This window comes from Streptomyces sp. TRM64462 (assembly GCF_013362995.1).
Lineage (GTDB): Bacteria > Actinomycetota > Actinomycetes > Streptomycetales > Streptomycetaceae > Streptomyces.
This window is the reverse complement of record NZ_JABWDV010000060.1, coordinates 1-16,667: the sequence shown is the minus strand read 5'-3', so window position 1 is coordinate 16,667 and position 16,667 is coordinate 1. Positions and strand designations below refer to the sequence as shown.

13 protein-coding genes are annotated in these 16,667 nt (G+C 74.0%); 4 read left to right on the top strand and 9 right to left on the bottom strand.

The genetic code is table 11. The annotated features are described in order from the left end of the window. Window positions 1–614, bottom strand: a 614-nt coding sequence (locus HTZ82_RS02890) for a chaplin (RefSeq protein WP_175407657.1), incomplete at its 3' end; no start/stop codon positions are given. Between the two features lie 428 nt (window positions 615–1,042). Here HTZ82_RS02890 and HTZ82_RS02885 point away from each other — a divergent pair. Then, window positions 1,043–2,605 carry a translation initiation factor 2 gene (locus HTZ82_RS02885; RefSeq protein ID WP_217623599.1) on the top strand — a complete coding sequence of 521 codons (1,563 nt, stop codon included), beginning with the start codon at window positions 1,043–1,045 and terminating at the stop codon, window positions 2,603–2,605. Here the strand turns inward: HTZ82_RS02885 and HTZ82_RS02880 are convergent. Genes HTZ82_RS02880 through HTZ82_RS02865 form a run of 4 tightly spaced genes read right to left on the bottom strand, consistent with a single transcriptional unit; the run spans window position 2,556 to window position 9,452 of the window. After that, complete coding sequence (locus HTZ82_RS02880; protein WP_309235282.1) at window positions 2,556–4,706, bottom strand: tetratricopeptide repeat protein; 2,151 nt, start codon at window positions 4,704–4,706, stop codon at window positions 2,556–2,558. The two genes, HTZ82_RS02885 and HTZ82_RS02880, sit on opposite strands and share 50 nt — an antisense overlap. Window positions 4,707–4,713: 7 nt before the next feature. Further along, on the bottom strand, window positions 4,714–5,166 hold the full coding sequence (locus HTZ82_RS02875) for a hypothetical protein (protein WP_175407655.1): 453 nt from the start codon (window positions 5,164–5,166) through the stop codon (window positions 4,714–4,716). 54 nt (window positions 5,167–5,220) lie between these two features. Further along, window positions 5,221–6,525 carry an SWIM zinc finger family protein gene (locus HTZ82_RS02870; RefSeq protein WP_175407654.1) on the bottom strand — a complete coding sequence of 435 codons (1,305 nt, stop codon included), beginning with the start codon at window positions 6,523–6,525 and terminating at the stop codon, window positions 5,221–5,223. Continuing rightward, window positions 6,522–9,452, bottom strand: a complete 2,931-nt coding sequence (locus tag HTZ82_RS02865) for a DEAD/DEAH box helicase (RefSeq protein ID WP_175407653.1) — start codon at window positions 9,450–9,452, stop codon at window positions 6,522–6,524. Before HTZ82_RS02865 ends, HTZ82_RS02870 begins: the two co-directional genes overlap by 4 nt. A 270-nt stretch (window positions 9,453–9,722) precedes the next feature. On the opposite strand from HTZ82_RS02865, the gene HTZ82_RS02860 reads away from it, so the two are divergent. Beyond that, the gene (locus tag HTZ82_RS02860; RefSeq protein WP_375540773.1) at window positions 9,723–10,001 is read left to right on the top strand and encodes a DUF6343 family protein; all 279 of its coding nucleotides are present in this window, start codon (window positions 9,723–9,725) and stop codon (window positions 9,999–10,001) included. A gap of 75 nt (window positions 10,002–10,076) precedes the next feature. Here the strand turns inward: HTZ82_RS02860 and HTZ82_RS02855 are convergent, their stop codons facing one another. From HTZ82_RS02855 to rpsA, 4 genes are all read right to left on the bottom strand, one after another. Next, the gene (locus HTZ82_RS02855; protein WP_175407651.1) at window positions 10,077–10,445 is read right to left on the bottom strand and encodes a tetratricopeptide repeat protein; all 369 of its coding nucleotides are present in this window, start codon (window positions 10,443–10,445) and stop codon (window positions 10,077–10,079) included. 93 nt (window positions 10,446–10,538) lie between these two features. Next, window positions 10,539–11,153, bottom strand: coding sequence for a dephospho-CoA kinase (gene coaE / locus HTZ82_RS02850; RefSeq protein ID WP_175407650.1), 615 nt, complete (start codon window positions 11,151–11,153; stop codon window positions 10,539–10,541). Between the two features lie 67 nt (window positions 11,154–11,220). Next, window positions 11,221–12,162 (bottom strand): PAC2 family protein, encoded by a 942-nt coding sequence (locus tag HTZ82_RS02845; RefSeq protein ID WP_175407649.1) that lies wholly within the window; start codon window positions 12,160–12,162, stop codon window positions 11,221–11,223. A gap of 240 nt (window positions 12,163–12,402) precedes the next feature. Next, entirely contained in the window at window positions 12,403–13,902 is a 1,500-nt protein-coding gene (rpsA, locus tag HTZ82_RS02840) for a 30S ribosomal protein S1 (protein ID WP_175407648.1), read from the bottom strand. 506 nt (window positions 13,903–14,408) lie between these two features. Between rpsA and HTZ82_RS02835 the strand changes: the two genes are divergently transcribed. Then, window positions 14,409–15,221, top strand: coding sequence for a class I SAM-dependent methyltransferase (locus HTZ82_RS02835; protein WP_175407647.1), 813 nt, complete (start codon window positions 14,409–14,411; stop codon window positions 15,219–15,221). Window positions 15,222–15,231: 10 nt separating this feature from the next. Then, the coding region (locus tag HTZ82_RS02830; protein WP_309235281.1) for a helicase-related protein at window positions 15,232–16,667 on the top strand (1,436 nt) is incomplete at its 3' end.

Below are 16,667 nucleotides of genomic sequence, written 5' to 3'. Positions count from 1 at the left end.
TGGGCGGGCGGCTCGCCGCTGTCGTTGACGGAGGTGTTGCCGAAGACCGGGTTGCCGATGCCGACGACGCTGACCGAGTTGCCGGAGACGTTCACCGGCAGGTCGACGGGCAGCTGGAGGCCGTTGCCGGAGATCACGCCGGGCGAGCCCTGCATGCTCCCGTCGGCCGTGGCGCCACCGCCGTTGCCGCTGCCGCTGCCACCGGCGTCGTGGCCGGGGCCGTGGCCTGAGCCGTGGCCGGGACCGTGGCCGTGGTGGCCGTCGCCCGAGCCGTGGCCTGGGCCGTTGTCGTTGCCGCTACCGTTGCCGTTGCCGCCGCCGCTGCGCGGGGTGCCGGGCTTGTCCTTGTGCTGCCCCTTGTCGTGGCCCTTGCCCTTGTTCACACAGGTGTTGCCCGCCGCGGGGTTGAGCAGCCCCACCACGTTCACGGTGTTCCCGCAGACGTTGACCGGGACGTGGACCGGCAACTGCACGCTGTTGCCGGAGATCACCCCAGGGGAGTCGGCCGCGGCCCCCGCCGCGTCCGCGTCGGCATGCGCGGAGCCCGCCGCGAGAGCGAGCGCGCCGCCCGTGGCCATCAGAGTGACGAGACCATTTCGGCGAGTGTGCCTCATGGCTTCCTGCCTTCCGGAGACGTTCACGGGCAGTCGCCCGCACCGGAGTTAACGCGTTACCTCCTGGGCGGGTTATGACGCATGTCGCTTTCACCCCATCGAGGGAGATTTAATCGATCTTTCACACCACCTCCATGTTTCGCCGCGCGCCCGGGTGACGCCGCTGGTCGCCCCGGAGGCGGCAAAGGAGTGACGTACGATCGCCCGCATGCCGACGGACGTTCCCGAAAGGCCCCCCGGCCTCCGTCTCAGTTGACGTGCAGGACAAGTGTGATGAATCAGGACAGGATATGATGAAGAATCACACAGCGGGCAGCGGGCAGCGGGCAGCGGGCAGCGGGCAGCGGGCAGCGGGCGCAGCGGGTGGACTGAGGACCGTGTTGTTCGCGGCGCGTTCGGCGACCGCCCTGCACCGCCTCCTCGACGTCATGCCGGCCTTCCGCGGTGACGACCGCGTACAGCGGCGCTTCGTCCTCGTCCCCGGCTCCGACTTCGGCCTGGACGCCCTGGCCGCGCTCGAAGGCGCGGGCGCCCGCACACTCCCCTGGGAGGAAGCCGTACGCCGGCACCACGACCTGGTGCTGGCGGCCAGCCCCAAGGGCGAACTCCAGCTCCTCGACGGTCCGCTCGTCCTCCTCCCCCACGGTGCCGGTTTCAACAAGGCGCTCCGGGACGGCGGTTCCGCCGACTCCGCGTCCGGGCTCGACGCGACACACCTGATACGGGACGGCCGGCCGCTCGCCCGGCTGCACGCCCTCGCCCACCCGCACCAGATCGACCGCATCGCCGCCCGCTCCCCCGAGGCGGCGCGGCGCGGCGTCGTCGTCGGCGACCCGACGCTCGACCGGCTGCTCGCATCCACCGGACGCAGGGACCGCTACCGCGAGGCGTTCGGCACCGGCGGCCGGCGCCTCGTCGTGCTCACGTCGACCTGGGGCCCGGAGTCGCTGATCCGCCGGAGGCCCGGCCTCGCCGCCGAGCTCGCCGCGCTGCTGCCGTACGACGACTGGCAGCTGGGGCTCGTCGTCCACGCCAACGTGTTCAGCGAGGACGGCGCCTACGACCTCCGCGAACGCCTCGCCCCCGCGTTCGCCTCCGGAGCCGTCCTGGCCCGCCCGTACGAGGAGTGGGGCGCGCTGCTCGTGGCCGCCGACGCGGTCGTCACGGACCACGGCTCGACCGCCCTGTACGCGGCGGCGCTCGGCCGTCCCGTGCTGGCCGCGTGCGACGGGGGCCGGGAGGTCGTCCCGGGCAGTCCCATGGCCGGACTGCTGCGCGGTGCGCCCCGGTTCACGGGCGCCGACGACCTCCCCGTACTGGAGGAGGCCGTGCGCGACGGGCGGGCGGGCGAGCGGGCGCGGAGGTTCGCGGCGGCCGCCTTCGACCGGCAGGGCGAGGCCCTGGAACGGCTCCGCCACGAGCTGTACCGGCTGCTGGGGCTCGAACCGCCGGACCGTGCGCCCGCCGAGGCCGAGCCGCTCCCGGTGCCCGTGCCGTCCCCCGCGGTGACCGCTCCCGCTGCCTTCGCCGTACGGGTGCGGGCGGACGGGCCGGTGGTCGTGGTCGCACGGCACCCGCCGGGCGCCGACGTGCCGCTGCACCACCTCGCGGCCGAGGCGGACCTGGCGGCGACGCGGCAGCGGGAGAGCGCCGCGCTGCTCTACCGGCGAACGGCGCCCGAAGAGGGCGCGGACGAGTGGGCCGCGCGCACGCTGAAGGAGTTCCCCGGGTGCCGTACCGCCGCCGTGGTCGTGTCGCGCGAGCGGTGCTTCGTACGACGGGACGACGGTGCCGCGTACGACGTGCGCGTGGAGCGGCGGGAGCCGGGCCCGCTCCCGGACCCGGCGGCCGTGCTCAGCGCCGTACACGTGCGGTTGGAGAGGGAGCCGGGCGGTGGGGAGCTGGAGTGCGCCGTCGGCGGGCGGCGCGTCGCGGTGCGGGTCACTCCGGATTCGGCGGGTGGCCCTCCTCCCCCGTCGCCCGCGCCCTGATCGCCGCCGCGGACGCACGGTGCCGGTGGGCGGCCGCCTGGTCGCCGCCGGCGTCGGCGAGCGCCGCCAGGGCCTCCAGGACGGTGACCTGTTCGCGGGTCGCGCCCCGCTCCCGCGCGGAGGCGAGGGCCGCCTCGTACAGTCCGCGTGCCTCGTCCGCGTGGGCGCGGGCGTCCGCCTCGTGCAGGGCACGGGCGAGTTGGAAGCCGGTACGGGCGGTCATGCGGGCGCGCTTCAGACCGGCGGCCGTGGCGTGGGCCTCCCGCAGCAGGCGCACGGCACTCGCGAGGTCGCCGGTCTCGTGGGCCGCGCGGCCGATGAGGTACGTCTGGAGCATCGCGCCGTACGGGTTGCCGATCTCCTCGTGGACGCGCCGCGACGCCTCGAAGTACGGCACGGCCTCCGCCCAGCGACCGCGCTCGGCATGGACCTTGCCACGGAACTCGCTGACCGACGCCGCCAGCTTCCGGTGCAGGTCGTCCCCGCCGAGGAGGCCGACCGCCGCCAGGGCCGCCTCCGTCTCGGCCTCGGCCTCGTCGAATCGCTTCAGCTCCCACAGCGGCCGGGCGAGCTGGCAGCGCATCCGGACGAGCGCGGCGACGTTCCCGGCGCGGCGGGCGGCGTCCCGGCCGGTGCGGAACGCGTCGATCACGTCCGTGTAGTGCTGGTGGTCGAGGAAGTGCGTCCACAGCGGCTCGCACAGCGCCCACGCCTCGTGGTCCATGCCGTTCCGGTACGCCACCTGCACCGCGGCGAACAGGGCGTGCCGGTGGTCCTCCAGCCAGTGCAGGGCGTGGATCTTCTCCGTCCACTCGACGTCCGGTACGCCGGGCAGCGCGGATGCGGTCTCCGCGTCGATCACCAGGCGGGGCCTGCCCGCCCACAGGGCGTCGGCGCGCTGGGCCTGGCGCAGGTACCAGCGGACGACGCGGCGGCGGGCCTCCGCCGCCTCGGTGTCGTCGGGGTCGTCGCGCAGGGCGCGGCGGCGGGCGTGGTCGCGCAGCAGGTCGTGCATCCGGTACGCGCCGCCCCTGCCGGGTGCGAGCAGGCTCGCGTTGACCAGCTCGTCGAGGGCGTCGTCGATCGCATCCGGGTCGCGGGCCGCCGCCCGGGACAGGAGCGCGGCGGCCGCCTCGGGGGTGACGTACGGGCCGGGGTGGACGGGGAGGAGCCGGTAGAGGAGCGCGGCCGGTGCGCTCAGGTCGTCGTACGCCGCGTTCCACACCGCTTCGACCTCCGGCACCCCGTTCTCCTTCCACTCCGAGGTCAGCCGGCCGACGAGCCGGCGGAGCGGCCGGGCAGGGTGCTTGCGCAGCCGTCCCGCCGCGACCTCCAGGGCGGCGGGCAGGCCGGCGCAGGCGCGGAGCAGTTCGGCGGCCACGGCGGACTCGGCCGTCAGGCGCGGGTCGCCGTTGGCGATGCGCTCCAGGAGGCGGCGGCCGTGTCCCGCGTCGAGGGGGCCGAGGGCGAGCTCCAGGTCGGCGCCGCCCTTGATGTCGTGCAGTCGGCCGCGGCTGATGGCGATGACGACGCTGCCGGGCGAGGCCGGGAGGAGCTGCCGCAGCTCGGTGCCCGAGCGGACGTTGTCGAGGACGAGGACCAGCGGGATCTCCCCTGTGCGCTCCTCGTACTGGTGGACGCGGGCGGATAAGCCCTTCTTGACCCAGGCGGGGTCGACGCCGAGCGAGCAGATCAGGTCGCCGAGCACCTCGGCGACGTCCACGCCGCCGTCGACGCGGTGGTCGTCGAGGTCGGTGTAGCGGACGGCGTGGCCGTGGGTGGTGGCCAGCCGGTGCGCGAGCCGCACACCGAGGGTCGTCTTGCCGACGCCGGCCACGCCGCTGAGGGCGGCGACGAACGCGCGGCGGTCGTCGGGCGTGTGGCGTTCGAGGGCCGTCAGGAGGTCCGTCTGCTCCCGGTCGCGGTTCTCGAAGCAGCGGGTGAGCGGCGGGAGCTGACGGGCGGTGAGGTGCGTGCCGGAGTCGGGCGCGGCGTAGTGGTGGTGGTGCTGGTGCAGCTCACCGATCTCGGCGGCCTGGACGACCGTGCCGACGTGGGCCCGCCCGCCCACGGTGTTGTGGTGCGGTGACGGCTCTCTCACCGTGCGCTCACCCTCTCCGCGGGTCGCCGAGGTTCAGGCTGCCGATGGAGCCCGTCTGGATCACCGTGCCGTGCTGCACTCCCCCGCTGATGGTGTTCCGGGCCTCGACCACAGCCTGGCCGGTCTGGGCTGGGCCTTCCGCCAGTTCGTCGATGAGTGCGCGGAGTTCGGCCGCCGCCTCGGGGTCGTCGCGCAAGGTGCGACGCATCCGGGCGCGCCACTCGACGAGTGCCTCCTCGCGCGCCGCGGCCAGCGCGTCGGCGTCCCCGGAGTTCTGGGCTGCGACCAGTTCGTCGCGTACGTCGTCCAGTTCGGCGTCCACGGCGTCGGCGTCCCGGCCGGAGCGGCGTGCGAGGAAAGCCGCGACACGCGTTCTCGCCCCCGCCCAGCCGTCCCCGACCATCTGCTGGACGAGCGCGGTCGCCCCCGCCGTCGCCAGTGCCACCAACTCGGCTTCCAACAGGCCCCCTTAGTTGTTCCGAACGTCGGTGCGGTACGCACAGCAGCGTACTCGTCACCGTCCGAGCAGTCCCGCGAGCGCGCCCACCGGGTCGGGGTCCGGGGTGCCGCGGGGCCACCAGTCCTCGCGGCCGGCGTCGGACTCGTAGCCGTACCAGAGGCCGTCGCGGCCGTAGCGGAGCTGGAGCGTCGTGGTGGACAGGCGGTTGCGCCAGGGTCTGAAGTGCGGGAAGTCGGCGGCGAGCAGGGCCGGCCGGGCCCGGTCGAAGGGGCCGGCGGGCGGGTCCCAGGCGTCTTCCAGTGCGGCGAGGCCGGCAGCGCCGCCCTGTCGCCAGGCGGCGACCGCGCGGGCCAGGTCGGCGGGCGTGCGGTCCAGGGCGGCGGCGAGGTCGCGGTAGAGGGCGCGGGTGGAGGCGGTGAGCCCGGAGCCCGGGTGCGCGGCGGCCAGGCGGACGGCGTCCTGCCAGGGCGTGAGGGCGGCGACCGGGTCGTGACCGGTGGTGAGGTGCGTGTGGGCGCGGGCGGCGGCTTCCGTGGCCAGGAGCTCCAGGGCCAGGGGGTCGGGGGCGTCCGGCGCCTCCGGGTAGACGGGCGGGCGGCCCGGGTGCGGCGGGGGTGGCAGCGGCGGGGGCAGGGCGATGGCGGGCGTGGCGGTGACGGCGGCGCGGGCCGGCACGGTGGGGACGGGCGGGGGCGCGGCCGTGGTCTCGGCAGCGGTGCGGGCGGCGTTGCGGTGGCTGAGGGCGGCGAGGATCTCCTGTTCGCCACGGCCCCGCATGAGGAACAGCGTGAACGGGTCCTCGTCGAGCAGCCGCGCGGACTGATAGCAGAGCGCGGCGGCGTGCTTGCAGGGGTAGCCGTCGTCGGGGCAGGAGCAGTCGGGGACGAGGTCGCCGACGCGCGGCAGGAGGTCCGTTGCAGCGGCCAGGGCGTGCGGGACGTCCTTGTCGAGGAGTGCGGCGATGTGGTCGGGGCGGGCCGCCGCGGCGTCCAGGAACCGCTCCCAGTCGTCGTCGCCGAGGACCCGCAGGCGGATTTCGGTGCGGTACGGGCGTGCGCGGCTGCCGTGGACGTACGCCGTGACGCGGCCGGGCGTGACGGTGATCGCGTCGACGAGGCCGCGGCCCGCGTAGGCCCGGCCGCGGGCGAGGCGGGCGGCGTCGAGTGCGGTGTCCTCCAGGGCCTCGACCCAGGCGTTGCCCCACCAGGTGGCGGCGAACGCGCCGTCGGTACCGTCGGCGGGCGGGAGCGGCGGGAACGTGCGGCGCCGGTCGTCGTGGAGGGGCGCCGTGCGGGCGCCGCCGCGTGCCCGCCCGCGGGGGCCGGGGCGTGGGCCGGGGCGCTGGTACGGGGAGGTCATGCCGGCCTCCTCAGGGACACGAGGTCGGCCAGCTCACGGTCTGTCAGCTCGGTCAGCGCGGCCTCGCCGGAGCCGAGGATCGCGTCGGCGAGTGCCCGTTTGGCCTGGAGCAGTTCGGCGATGCGGTCCTCGACGGTGCCTTCGGCGATCAGCCGGTGCACCTGGACGGGCTGGGTCTGGCCGATGCGGTAGGCCCGGTCGGTGGCCTGTTCCTCGACGGCCGGGTTCCACCAGCGGTCGTAGTGGACGACGTGCCCGGCGCGGGTGAGGTTGAGGCCGGTGCCCGCGGCCTTGAGGGACAGCACGAACACCGGGACCTCGCCGGACTGGAAGCGGTCCACCATGCGTTCGCGTTCCGCGACCGGTGTGCCGCCGTGCAGCAGCTGGGAGGGCATCACGCGGGCGGTGAGGTGCGAGGTGAGCAGCCGGGCCATGGACACGTACTGCGTGAAGACGAGGACGGAGCCGTCTTCCGAGAGGATCGTGTCGAGAAGCTCGTCCAGCAGCGACAGCTTTCCGGAACGGCCCGCGAGCCGGACCGGATCCTCCTTCAGATACTGCGCGGGGTGGTTGCAGATCTGTTTGAGCGAGGTCAGCAGCTTCATGATCAGGCCGCGGCGTGCTATGCCCTCGGCGCCCTCGATGGCGGACATTGTCTCCCGCACCACCGCCTCGTAGAGGGAGGCCTGTTCGCGGGTGAGAGCGACCGGGTGGTCGGACTCGGTCTTGGGCGGCAGCTCCGGCACGATGCCGGGGTCGGACTTGCGGCGGCGCAGCACGAACGGGCGGACGATCCGGGAGAGCCGCTCGACGGCCTCGTCGTTCCGGATCTCCTCGCTGTTCTCGACGGCCCGGGCGTGGCGGGCGCGGAACGCCTTGAGCGGGCCGAGGAGCCCGGGCGTCGTCCAGTCGAGCAGGGCCCACAGCTCGGACAGGTTGTTCTCGACGGGGGTGCCGGTGAGGGCGACCCTGGCGGGGGCGGGAAGGGCGCGGAGGGCCTTGGCGGTGGCGGAGAACGGGTTCTTGACGTGCTGCGCCTCGTCGGCGACGACCATCCCCCACTGCTGGGCGGCGAGCTGTTCGGCACTCGTGCGCATCGTGCCGTACGTGGTGAGGACGAAGCCGCCGTCGCCGTCGAGGCCGTCGAGCGTGCGGGTGGTGCCGTGGAAGCGGCGCACGGGCACGCCGGGCGCGAAGCGGGTGATCTCGCGCTGCCAGTTGCCGAGGAGGGACGCCGGGCAGACGACGAGGGTCGGCGCCGGGTGGTCGCGGCGCAGGTGGAGGGCGATGAGCGTGACCGTCTTGCCGAGGCCCATGTCGTCGGCGAGGCAGCCGCCGAGGCCGAGCGAGGTCATCAGGTCCAGCCAGGCGAGGCCCCGCAGCTGGTAGTCGCGGAGCGTGGCGGCCAGCCCGTCCGGCGCGGCGACCTGCCCCGGGCCCGCCACCAGCCGGTCGCGCAGGGCGGCGAGCGCGCCGACCGGTACGGCCTCGACGGTCTCGCCGTCGACCTCGGCGGTCCCGGTGAGCGCCGCGGCGAGCGCGTCGACCGGCTGCAGCAGCCCGAGCTGCCGTTTGCGGGCCTTGCGGACGAGCGCGGGGTCGACGACCACCCATTGGTCGCGGAGCCGCACCACGGGGCGGTGGGCCTCGGCGAGCGCGTCCATCTCGCGTTCGGTGAGCGGGTCGCCGTCGAGGGCGAGCTGCCAGTCGAAGCGGAGCAGTTCGGCGCTGTCGAAGAACGGCGTGCCGTCGGTGGCGGAGCCCGGCGCGGACCGGACGACGGCGGTGGCGGTGAGCGAGCGGGCCAGTTCCCGGGGCCAGTGCACGGTGACGCCCGCCCCCTCCAGCCGGGTCGCGGCGGGGCCGAGCAGCTCGTACAGCTCCTCCTCCGTGAGGGCGAGCACGTCGGGCACGGCCCGGTCCAACAGCCGTGTGAGCGGTGCCCACACGCGGGCGGCCCTGCGCAGCGCGAGCATCGCGTCGACGCGGGCGCGCGGCCCGAAGAGCCGGTCGCCCTCACTGGCCCACAGCCCGGCGGCGTCCACGACGAGGGCGGGGTCCGCGAGGCTGTGCACCTGCACGATCGCGGCCGCGGCCCGCCGCCCGGCGCCGCCGGGGCGGGCGTCGTCGTGGTGGTCGTCGTCGTGGTGGTCGTCGTCGTGGTGGTCGTCGGCGTCGGAGTGGTGGTCGTCGGCGTCCGTGGTGTCGAAGAGCTCGTACGGCGAGAGGTCCAGGCGCAGCGAGACGCGGACGCCCGCGTCCATGCCCGCGGCTGCCTCGGCGGCCCAGGCCCGTGCCCGCGGCAGCCGCTGCGGCGCCTGCGCCGCGAACGGCGCCCCCACGGCGTACGCGGCCGCGGGTGTACGGGGCAGGCTGTCGGCGACCGCGTCGAGGAAGGCCCGCACCAGGGCCTCCGGCTCGGGAAGCTGAAGCGGCCGCCGATCCGGAACGGGCACGGCGTGCGCCTCGTACGGCATGGCCGCGGCGACGGTCCGGAGGTGGGCGATGTCGTCGGCGTCCAGCGGTCCGGCAAGCCAGGCGTCGAGGTCGCCGGAGGTGAGCCCCGGCAGCAGCCGTCCGCGCGCGACCAGGTGGAGCGCGTGCAGCGCCGCCGCGCCCCAGCAGGCGGCCGCCGGATGCGCGCCCGGTGCGTGCCGCGCGGCGACGAGCACCGGCAGCGCGTCGGCGACGGGCAGGACGAGGGCGGGCACGCTCCGGGTCCGCGCGCCGTCGCCGTGGCGCCGTACGACGGTGAGCGTCTCCACCGCGGGCGCTGCGTCAGGCCCGGGCCCGGCGCCGGCACGGGGCAGCGGGGAGCCGTCCGGGGACCAGAAGGCGACGCGGCCGGCGCGCGGGAGGGCGTCCGGCAGGAAGACGGCGGCGAAGGGGTGCAGGGCGTGCCCGTCCTGTGGGGCGCTGGTGTGCATGGTCCGGGTCGCCTCCCCTCGGGTGTCCCGTCGCGTGTGTCCTCGGATCTCCGACCTTACGGGCCGGGTCTGACAACGGGCCGTGCCGAAGCGGCGGCGAGCCCCCGGGAGCGCTGGGAGCACCGGGACAGCCGGGAGCGCCGGGACAGCCGGGACAGCCGGGACAGCCGGGACAGCCGGGACAGCCGGGACAGCCGCGAGTGCCCAGACGGCCCGGATCAGCGGCGGCGACACGGGTACACGCCAGGCAGGAGGGCGATGACAATGATCATGCGCAGTGGAAACGAACCGATTACCGCGCGCAGCCCGCTCCGGCTGCGGTTCTGGCTGGGTCTGTGGGGGCTGCTGTGGGCCGTGGGCGGCATCGTCGCGTTCGCCGTGATCGGCCGCCCGGGCTGGGCCATCGCATGCGGCGTGCTGCTCCTGGTGGTGGTCACGGACCTGTTCATGGTCGTGCGCCACATACGCCAGGGCCCGCACTTCCAGCCCGGCCGCGATGTGCCTCCGTACACCCCCGACCGTCATCGTCCACCCTTCCCTCCTCCGTGACACCACGCGTACGCAACGCTACGGGGAGGGTCTGACAACGCGGTCGGCCGGCGGCGCCGTTACTCGGCGGCGCCGTTACTCGATGGCGTCGAAGCCGGCCGCTTTCACGTACTCGGGCCTGGGGTCGAGGGCGGCGGCGAGCCGGAAGTGCCGCCGGGCGTGCTGGTCGCGGCCGGCCCGCTCAAGGGTGCGTGCCAGCCCGAAGTGTGCGTACGCGTTGTCCGGCTCCCGCTCGATGACCAGCTCGAATTCGAGCTCGGCGGAACGGAGTTGGGCCGCCATGAAGAAGGCGCGGGCGCGCAGCAGACGGGCCGCGGTGTTCTCGGGGTGGGCGGCGATGACCGAGTCGAGCAGCTTGACCGCCCCGCGCGGGTCCCGCGCGGCGAGCAGTCGTTCGGCCGCGCGGTAGTCGATGACGTGGGTTTCCGGGTTGCTGTCGGGCACGGTCGGATCCTTCCCCTTGCTCGGGGCGTTCAACAGCGTGCGCCGTGCGCGTATTCCTCCCGCGACTACCCTCGCGCGGCTACCCTCCCGCGACTAGCCTCGCGCGGCGTCGCGGGATGCGCGGGCGGACAGTTCCTCCCACACCTTGCGGACCTGGGGTTCCAGGGCCTCCAGCGGGCCGTCGTTGTCGATGACGACGTCGGCGACAGCGAGCCGCTGCTCGCGTGTGGCCTGGGCGGCCATCCGGGCGCGCGCCTCGTCCTCGGCCATGCCGCGGAGCCGTACGAGCCGGTCCATCTGGGTCTCGGGGGACGCGTCGACGACGACCACGACGTCGTAGAGGGGCGCGAGCCCGTTCTCGGTGAGGAGCGGTACGTCATGGACGACGACCGCGTCGGGCGCGGCCGCCGCCTGCAGTTCGGCGGAGCGGGCGCGGACGAGGGGGTGGACGATGGCGTTGAGCGTGGCCAGGCGGTCGGCGTCGGCGAAGACGATCGCGCCGAGCCTGGCCCGGTCGAGGGCGCCGTCGGGCGTGAGGACGTCCGGCCCGAACGCGTCCACGACCGCCGCGAGCCCGGGCGTACCGGGCTCCACGACCTCGCGGGCGATCTTGTCGGAGTCGATGAGCACCGCCCCGTACGAGACGAGCAGTCGCGACACCTCGCTCTTGCCGGCACCGATTCCGCCGGTCAGCCCCACGGTCAGCATGAACGCAGCCTAAGCCCTGCGCCGCGCGCACCGGCGGGCGCCCCCCGCACACACCCGAGCCCTTCGCTTACGGGGTGTCGCCCTCGCGTTCGGCGAGGAACCGCTCGAACTCGCGGCCCAGCTCGTCCGCCGACGGCAGGTCCACGGGCTCGGCGACCAGGCTGCCGCGCGAGTCGGCGCCGGCCAGCGCGTCGTACTGGTGCTCAAGTCCCTTGACGAGCGCGACCAGTTCCTCGTCACCGTCGCGGATCTGACGCTCGATCTCGGTCTGGGTGCGCTGTGCGGCCGTGCGCAGGCCGTGCGCGATGCCCGGCAGCACCAGGCCCGTGGCGGCCGTGATGGCCTCCAGGGCGGTCAGCGCCGCGTCGGGGTACGAGGAGCGGGCCACGTAGTGCGGGACGTGCGCGGCGACGCCCAGCACGTCGTGGCCGGCCTCCATCAGGCGGTACTCGACGAGCGCCTCGGCGCTGCCGGGCACCTGGGCCTCGTCGAACGGGCTGCGGTGTCCGGGCACGAGGTCGACGCGGTTGCCGTGCGGGGTGAGGCCGACGGGCCGGGTGTGCGGGACGCCCATCGGGATGCCGTGGAAGTTCACCGAGAGCCGCACACCGAGCCGTTCGACGATCTGCCGTACGGCGAGGGCGAACCGCTCCCACTCGACGTCGGGTTCGGGCCCGGACAGCAGCAGGAAGGGCGCCCCGGTGGCGTCCTGGACGATACGGACCTCGATGCTCGGCGTCTCGTAGCCGGTCCAGCGGTCGCGGCGGAAGGTCAGCAGCGGGCGGCGCGCCCGGTAGTCGACCAGGCGGTCGTGGTCGAAGCGGGCCACCACCTGGTGCGGCAGCGTGTCCAGCAGGCTTTCGACGATCTGCTCGCCGGCCTCACCCGCGTCGATGTACCCGTCGAAGTGATAGAGCATGATCAAACCGGCCGACTCCTGGGCCAGTGCCATGTCGGCCACCGCCAGGCCCTTCGGCTCCCATGCGTACAAGTCCTGCGGATCAAGCACGATTACCGCTCCTCCTCGTATTCCTACGGAAGAACGTCGCATGAGCCACTGACATTCCCGGTCCCGCCCACCTCCGGGTCATGTCCCGGTCTCCGCCCGCCCATTGCCCTCGCGGCCGCACCGCTCGCTCCCGTCGGATCGGCGTGGTCGCGCGGATGTACGCGGAAACGCACTGAGGCCCGCCCCTTACGGGACGGGCCTCTGTGGTACCAGCTAGGAGCTAGCTACAGCCGGGGCTGTTCAGCTCTGGCCGCCGGCGAGCTTCTCGCGGAGCGCGGCCAGGGCCTCGTCCGACGCGAGAGCACCGGAGGTGTCGTCCGACTCCGAGGAGTACGAACCACCGGTCGGCGCACCACCGGCGGCCGGAGCGGCGGGGCCACCCTCGGCAGCGGCGGCGGCGTCGGCCTCGCGGGACTTGATGACCTGCGCCTGGTGCTGCTCGAAGCGCTGCTGGGCCTCGGCGTACTGCGCCTCCCAGGCCTCGCGCTGCGCCTCGTAGCCGGGCAGCCAGTCGTTGGTCTCCGGGTCGAAGCCCTCGGGGTAGATGTAGTTGCCCTGGTCGTCGTAGGACGCGGCCATGCCGTACAGGGTCGGGTCGAACTCGACCGAGGCCGGGTCGGCACCGAAGGACTCGTTGGCCTGCTTCAGCGAGAGGCTGATGCGGCGGCGCTCGAGGTCGATGTCGATGACCTTGACGAAGATCTCGTCGTTGACCTGGACGACCTGCTCCGGGATCTCCACGTGGCGCTCGGCCAGCTCGGAGATGTGGACCAGACCCTCGATGCCCTCGTCCACGCGGACGAACGCACCGAACGGAACCAGCTTCGTGACCTTACCCGGGACGACCTGACCGATCTGGTGGGTCCGGGCGAACTGCTGCCACGGGTCCTCCTGCGTCGCCTTCAGCGACAGGGAGACACGCTCGCGGTCCATGTCGACGTCGAGAACCTCGACGGTGACCTCCTGGCCGACCTCGACAACCTCGGACGGGTGGTCGATGTGCTTCCAGGACAGCTCGGAGACGTGGACCAGACCGTCGACGCCACCCAGGTCCACGAAGGCACCGAAGTTGACGATCGAGGAGACGACGCCGGAGCGGACCTGACCCTTCTGGAGGGTCGTGAGGAACGTCTGGCGGACCTCGGACTGGGTCTGCTCCAGCCAGGCGCGGCGGGACAGGACCACGTTGTTGCGGTTCTTGTCCAGCTCGATGATCTTGGCCTCGAGCTCCTTGCCCACGTAGGGCTGGAGGTCGCGGACACGGCGCATCTCGACGAGGGAGGCCGGCAGGAAGCCACGGAGGCCGATGTCGAGGATGAGACCACCCTTGACGACCTCGATGACGGTACCGGTGACGATGCCGTCCTCTTCCTTGATCTTCTCGATGGTGCCCCAGGCGCGCTCGTACTGGGCGCGCTTCTTCGAGAGGATCAGGCGGCCTTCCTTGTCCTCCTTCTGGAGAACCAGGGCCTCGATCTCGTCGCCGACCTTGACGACCTCGTTCGGGTCGACGTCGTGCTTGATCGAGAGCTCGCGGCTCGGGATGACACCTTCGGTCTTGTAACCGATGTCGAGCAGGACCTCGTCCCGGTCGACCTTCACGATGACGCCGTCGACGATGTCGCCGTCGTTGAAGTACTTGATCGTCTCGTCGATCGCGGCGAGGAAGGCTTCCTCGTTACCGATGTCGTTGACCGCAACCTGCGGGGTGGTGGCGGTGGTCTCGGTGCTGCTCGTCATGTGGGAAAGGGCTCCGGTACGGACATTGAAGTCGTAGGTACTGCTACGCCGAGAGCCCGTATCGCAGCTGCAGAAGCCGGACAGCCAAGGAAGCGCCCATTCCCAGAGACTGAGTGGCGCCTCGACAACCGAGGGGACATACAACAGATGCGAGCGCGGCCTGCTCCGTCTGAGGCGCGCAGGCCCGCAGCGCAACCTTTAGCATAAGGGGGCCGCCGGACCCGGTCAATGCGCGAACGGCACACGCGGGGGCGCACCGCCGCGTTCCGGCGCAACTAAGCTTGGCCACGGCCATGGTGGCCACCGGCGCGCCGTGACACGCCACGGGTGTCACACACGTCGCACATGTGTCACACGCGTCGTGCGCGGCGGTCCGCGGCGGTCACCTGCGTGCACCCGCTGTGCCTCGATGCGCCGGACACTGCGCCGCCGTACGTTCGCCGTACTTTCCGTGCGCCCGCTGTGCGCCCTCTGTGCGCACAGCGCAAACTACAACGACGGGCGAAATGATCCAAGACTACGAACCGGAAGCGACGCGCCGTGACGCGGGCGATGCGGAGAGCAGCCGGGCCAGCCGCGGCTGGTGGGACCGGAACGCGGACGAGTACCAGAGCGAGCACGGCACGTTCCTCGGGGACGACCGCTTCGTGTGGGGTCCCGAGGGCCTGGACGAGGCGGAGGCCCGGCTGCTGGGGCCCGCCGGGTCCCTGAAGGGGCTGGACGTCCTGGAGATCGGCGCGGGCGCCGCGCAGTGCTCGCGCTGGCTGGCCGCCGAGGGGGCGCGGCCGGTCGCCCTGGACCTCTCGCACCGGCAGCTCCAGCACGCCCTGCGCATCGGCGCGGCAGACGACGGCGTGGCGCTGGTGGAGGCGGACGCGGGTGCGCTGCCGTTCCGGGACGGTGCCTTCGACCTGGCGTGCTCGGCGTACGGGGCGGTGCCGTTCGTGGCGGATCCGGTGCGGGTGTTCCGGGAGGTGCGGCGGGTGCTGCGGCCGGGCGGCCGCTGGGTCTTCTCTGTCACGCACCCGATCCGCTGGGCGTTCCCGGACGAGCCGGGGCCCGAGGGGCTTTCGGTGTCGGCCTCGTACTTCGACCGCACGCCGTACGTCGAGCAGGACGAGCGGGGACGGGCCGTGTACGTGGAGCACCACAGGACGCTGGGCGACCGGGTACGAGACGTGGTCGCCGGCGGGTTCCGGCTGGTGGACCTGGTGGAGCCGGAGTGGCCGGCGTGGAACAGCCAGGAGTGGGGCGGGTGGTCGCCGCTGCGGGGCAATCTGATCCCCGGGACGGCGATCTTCGTGTGCGAGAGGGACTGAGGCGCTGATCGTGATCCGTGCGGGGGAACGGGAGCGGCTTCCCGTAGGTGATGCCCTGCCCGCGCTGGAGCGGGCGCTGGAGGAGCACGGGGCCGCGGTGCTGTGCGCGCCGCCCGGTACGGGCAAGACGACGCTGGTTCCGCTGGTGCTCGCCGGGGGCGGTGCCCGGGTCGTGGTCGCCGAGCCGCGGCGGATCGCGGCGCGGGCGGCGGCCCGGCGGATGGCGTGGCTGCTGGGCGAGAAGGTGGGCGGCCGGGTCGGGTTCACGGTGCGCGGCGAGCGGGTGGTGTCGCGCGAGACGGTCGTCGAGGTCGTGACGACGGGGGTGCTGCTCCAGCGGCTTCAGCGGGACCAGGAGCTGGCCGGGGTCGACGTGGTGATGCTCGACGAGTGCCACGAGCGGCATCTGGACGCGGACACGGTCGCGGCGTTCCTGCTGGACGTGCGGGAGACGCTGCGGCCGGAGCTGCGGCTGCTGGCGGCTTCGGCGACGACGGACGCCGAGGGGTGGGCGCGGCTGCTGGGCGGCGCGCCGGTGGTCGAGGCGGCGGGCGTGACGCATCCGGTGGAGGTGGTGTGGGCGCCGCCGGGCGTGGCGGTGCGGCCGCCGCACGGGGTGCGGGTGGACCCGGCGCTGCTGGCGCATGTGGCGGGGGTGGTGCGCCGGGCGCTGGTGGAGCGGGAGGGCGACGTCCTGTGCTTCCTGCCGGGTGTGGGTGAGATCGCGCGGGTGGCGGGGCTGCTGGGCGATGTGCCGGGCGTGGAGGTGCTCCAGGTGCACGGCAGGGCGCCGGCGGAGGTGCAGGACGCGGTGCTGTCGCCGGACGGCGGGCGGCGGAGGGTGGTGCTGGCGACGGCGGTCGCCGAGTCGTCGCTGACCGTGCCGGGGGTGCGGGTGGTGGTCGACTCGGGCCTGGCGCGGGAGCCGCGCGTGGACCATGCGCGGGGGCTGAGCGCGCTGACGACGCTGCGGGCGTCGCGGGCGTCGGCCCGGCAGCGCGCGGGGCGTGCGGGGCGTGAGGCGCCGGGTGCGGTGTACCGGTGCTGGTCGGAGGCGGAGGACGTACGGCTTCCGGCGTTCCCGGCGCCCGAGATCCAGGTGGCGGATCTGACGGGGTTCGCGTTGCAGGCGGCGGCGTGGGGTGACCCCGGGGCGTCGGGGCTCGCGCTGCTGGACGCGCCGCCGGCGGGGGCGATGGCCGCCGCGCGGGGCGTGCTGGGCGCGATCGGGGCGGTGGACGCGGCGGGGCGCGTGACGGAGCGCGGCTCCCGGATGGCCCGCCTCGGCGTCCACCCCCGGCTGGCCCGCGCCCTCGTGGACGGCGCGCCGCTGGTCGGTGCCCGGCGGGCCGCGGAGATCGTGGCGCTGCTCTCCGATGAGCCCCCGCGCGCGTACGGCGACGACCTGTCGGCGGCCTGGCGCACGGCCCGCCGCGGCGGCGACGC

Excerpts from the sequence above, each read along its gene's own strand:
- HTZ82_RS02885 (WP_217623599.1), top strand. The coding sequence starts at position 1,043 with ATGCCGGCCTTCCGCGGTGACGACCGCGTACAGCGGCGCTTCGTCCTC.
- HTZ82_RS02870 (WP_175407654.1), bottom strand. The coding sequence starts at position 6,525 with ATGACCTCCCCGTACCAGCGCCCCGGCCCACGCCCCGGCCCCCGCGGG.
- HTZ82_RS02865 (WP_175407653.1), bottom strand. The coding sequence starts at position 9,452 with ATGCACACCAGCGCCCCACAGGACGGGCACGCCCTGCACCCCTTCGCC.
- HTZ82_RS02860 (WP_375540773.1), top strand. The coding sequence starts at position 9,723 with ATGCGCAGTGGAAACGAACCGATTACCGCGCGCAGCCCGCTCCGGCTG.
- coaE (WP_175407650.1), bottom strand. The coding sequence starts at position 11,153 with ATGCTGACCGTGGGGCTGACCGGCGGAATCGGTGCCGGCAAGAGCGAG.
- rpsA (WP_175407648.1), bottom strand. The coding sequence starts at position 13,902 with ATGACGAGCAGCACCGAGACCACCGCCACCACCCCGCAGGTTGCGGTC.
- HTZ82_RS02835 (WP_175407647.1), top strand. The coding sequence starts at position 14,409 with ATGATCCAAGACTACGAACCGGAAGCGACGCGCCGTGACGCGGGCGAT.